Here is a 3,336-nt window from a genome sequence, read left to right as displayed (position 1 = left end):
CTACAGCCGCCGCCGGGAGAAGGGCGCCACGCGATCGGCGGCGGCCGACGCCACCGAGCCGGATCCGGGATCGGCGCCGGCCCGACCGGTGGTGGGCGCCGACCTCACGGCCAGCATCCTCGACAGCCTCCCCGTGGGCCTCTACGTCGTGGACCGGAACTTCACCATCGTCTGCTGGAACCGGACGCGGGAGGTAGGACCGTTCGGCATCCAGCGGGAGGACGTGATCGGGAAGAACCTCTTCGCGGTCCTCCCGTCCCTGAAGCGCTCGGCCGCTGCCGAAGAGTTCCAGCGGGTCTTCGCCACCGGCACGATCCTGCAGGTGGAGCAGGAGACGGGGAGCGGGGCGGACCGGCGGTACTACCGGATCACCAAGATCCCGGTGAAGAACGCCGCCGGGAAGGTGACCCACGTCATCACGGTGGGGGAGGACATCACGGAACGGCGGCGGATGGAGCGGCAGCTCTTCGCCTCCGACAAGCTGGTCAGCATCGGGCAGCTCGCCGCGGGCATCGCCCACGAGCTGAACAACCCGATGGCCGCGATCGCCTCCGCCGCCGAGGCGATCCTGCGGCGGGGCCGGGCCGCTGACTTCGCCACCCTGCGGGACGCGGACGAGCTGCGGGTCCTCCTCCGGATCATCGAGGAGGAGGTGTACCGCTGCAAGCGGATCATCGGGAGCCTCTCCGACTTCAGCCGGGATCCGGGGATGGGTCGGCAGCCGGTGGACGCGCGGGAGCTCCTGGACAGCGTGGCCGGGATGCTGGCCCATCAGGCGCGGACGCGGCGGGTGACCGTCCGGACGGAGCACGCGGCCGGCCTGCCGGCCGTCCTGGCCAACGAGGGGGAGCTGCGCCAGGTCTTTCTGGCCCTGATCTTGAATGCCCTGGAAGCCCAGCCCGACGGCGGGGCCCTCCACCTCCAGAGCCGGCGGGAGGGGGAGGGGATCGTGCTCGAGTTCACCGATGAGGGCCCGGGGATCCCGGTGGAGCATCGCAGCCGCCTCTTTGAGCCCTTCTTCACCACCAAGCCTCCGGGGCAGGGGCCCGGGTTGGGGCTCTACGTCTCCCACTCGATCGTGACGGCCCACGGCGGCCACCTGGAGGTGGACTCCACGCCGGGCGCGGGGACCACGGTCCGCGTTCGTCTGCCCGCGGCCCCCGCCGTTGCCAGCCATGCCGGCTGACGCCTGCCCCATCCGCGTCCTCGTCGCCGATGACGAGCGGAACTTCACCCAGGTCTTACGGATGGAGCTGGGGCGGGAGGGCTACGCCGTGGACGTGGCGGGAAACGGGCGGGAAGCCCTGACCCGGCTGGGCGCGTCCGAGTACGACGTCCTGCTCCTGGACCTCAAGATGCCCGAGGTCCCCGGCATCGAGGTCCTCCGGGAGCTCCACTCCTGGGAGGCCGGCCCCGAGGTCATCGTCCTCACCGGCCATGCCACCGTCCCCACGGCGATCGAGGCCATGAAGCTCGGCGCCTACGACTACCTGACCAAGCCGTGCAAGACCGAGGAGCTGGCCCTCCTGGTCCGCAAGGCGGCGGAGAAGCGCCGGCTGCTCCGGGAGAACCGCCTGCTCCGGGCCCGGGCGGAGCGCACCGAGGCCTTTCCGCATATCGTGACCCAGGATCCCTCCATGCGGGCGGTCCTGCAGATGCTGGTGAAGATCGCCCCGACCGACTCCGCGGTCCTCATCCAGGGGGAGAGCGGGACCGGCAAGGAGCTGGTCGCCAACGCCATCCACCAGCAGTCCGGGCGCAAGGAGGGCCCCTTCGTCGTCATCAACTGCGGCGCCCTCCAGGAGACCGTCCTGGAGAGCGAGTTGTTCGGCCACGAGAAGGGGGCGTTCACCGGCGCCGTCGCGGCCAAGCCCGGGCTCTTCGAGCTGGCGGACGGCGGGACCCTCTTCCTGGACGAGATCGGGGAGGTCAGCTCGGCGATGCAGGTCCGGCTCCTCCGGGTCATCGAGACCGGGCGGTTCTTCCGGGTGGGGGGGGTCCGGGAGCGCTCCGTGGACGTCCGGATCCTCTCGGCGACCAACAAGGACCTCCGGAAGGCGATGGAGGCCGGCGCCTTCCGCCAGGACCTCTTCTACCGGGTGGCCATGATCACGGTGAGCCTCCCGCCGCTCCGGGACCGCCGGGGGGACATCCCCCTCCTCGTCCAGCACATCCTGGAGCAGCAGGCCGCCCTCGGGCGCAAGGGGGTGAGTCCGGAGGCGCTCGAGCTGCTGACCGCCTACGCGTGGCCCGGGAACGTCCGCGAGCTGCAGCACGTCCTCCGCCGCGCCCTGATCCTGGCGCCCGCGGACCGGATCGGTCCCGAGGACCTGCCGCTGGACCTCCGCATCCACGCCGATTCGCCCGCGGCCAATCCCCCTCCCGTCTCGGGCCGCCTGACGACCCTGGAGGACATCGAGCGGGAGCACATCGTGCGGGTCCTGACGGAGGTGAAGGGCCACCGGGGCCGCGCCGCCGAGATCCTGGGGATCGACCCGAAGACCCTCTACCGGAAGATCCGCGCCTACCGGATCACGGACCCGCGAAAGCCCACCCTGTAGGACGGCCAGAATGCCGGCCTCGGGCAACTTGCCCCGGCGCGCCGTCTCCCGCCCTCCACCGCATCGCTTCCCCATTCCGGCAACCCCCCACAATTCCGACGAGTTGAGGCCGAGGGCCCACCCGCTCGGGCCTGGCACCTGCCTTGCTTCCCTGTCCGGTGGGCCCGCCGCCGGGTCCGCGGGAGAGGGCGATGCGCGTGATGGTCGTGGACGGCGATTTCCGGACCTCCCTGGTCCTCGCCCGCTCCCTCCAGGAGTCGGGTCATCAGGTCATCCAGTACGGCTCGGCGCCGGAGGCGGTCCGGGCGCTCCTCGATGCGTCTTGCGACCTCTGCTTCCTCGATGCGCGGCTTCCCGGCGTGGACAGCCCCTTCGCGATCCGGGTCCTGCGGGAGGTCGCGCCGGACATGCCCGTGATCCTGGTCGGGGAGGAAACCCCCGCGGCCGAGGAGGCGGCCCTCCGGGCCGGCGCGGCCCTGGTCGTGCGCACGCCGGCCGGCGCCGACGCGGTGCGGGAGGTCCTCGGGATCTTCACACGGGGCGACGGGGACGGGCAGGGAGGGGGCGGGAGAGGCGAACTCAGCGCCGGGCGCGCTTCGCCGCCTCCTCAACCAGGGCGCGGAACAGGTTGAGCTGGGCGGGATCGGTGGGGGCGAGGCGCTCCGGGTGCCACTGGACGGCCAGGGCGAGCGGCTCCTCCACCCGTTCCATCCCCTCCAGGACCCCGTCGGCGGCGATCGCGGCCGGGCGAAAGCCCGGCGCCACCTCGCGGATC

At 72.1% G+C, this 3,336-nt stretch carries 4 protein-coding genes; 3 read left to right on the top strand and 1 reads right to left on the bottom strand.

The genetic code is table 11. The annotated features are described in order from the left end of the window. The 3 genes from VGT06_06835 to VGT06_06825 all read left to right on the top strand — a co-directional run. Window positions 1-1,186, top strand: a 1,186-nt coding sequence (locus VGT06_06835; protein ID HEV8662833.1) for an ATP-binding protein, incomplete at its 5' end; no start/stop codon positions are given. Then, window positions 1,176-2,561: a sigma-54 dependent transcriptional regulator gene (locus tag VGT06_06830; protein ID HEV8662832.1), complete on the top strand. Its 1,386-nt coding sequence runs from the start codon at window positions 1,176-1,178 to the stop codon at window positions 2,559-2,561. The genes VGT06_06835 and VGT06_06830, both read left to right, overlap by 11 nt. A gap of 191 nt (window positions 2,562-2,752) precedes the next feature. After that, window positions 2,753-3,193: a response regulator gene (locus VGT06_06825; protein HEV8662831.1), complete on the top strand. Its 441-nt coding sequence runs from the start codon at window positions 2,753-2,755 to the stop codon at window positions 3,191-3,193. On the opposite strand, the gene VGT06_06820 is transcribed toward VGT06_06825, so the two are convergent. Further along, the coding region (locus VGT06_06820; GenBank protein ID HEV8662830.1) for a gamma-glutamyl-gamma-aminobutyrate hydrolase family protein at window positions 3,141-3,336 on the bottom strand (196 nt) is incomplete at its 5' end. The genes VGT06_06825 and VGT06_06820 overlap by 53 nt on opposite strands.

Origin of the sequence: Candidatus Methylomirabilis sp. (genome assembly GCA_036000645.1) — a bacterium.
GTDB lineage: Bacteria > Methylomirabilota > Methylomirabilia > Methylomirabilales > JACPAU01 > JACPAU01.
The sequence above is the reverse complement of the archived record's forward strand: the minus strand, read 5'-3'. Positions and strand labels throughout refer to the sequence as shown.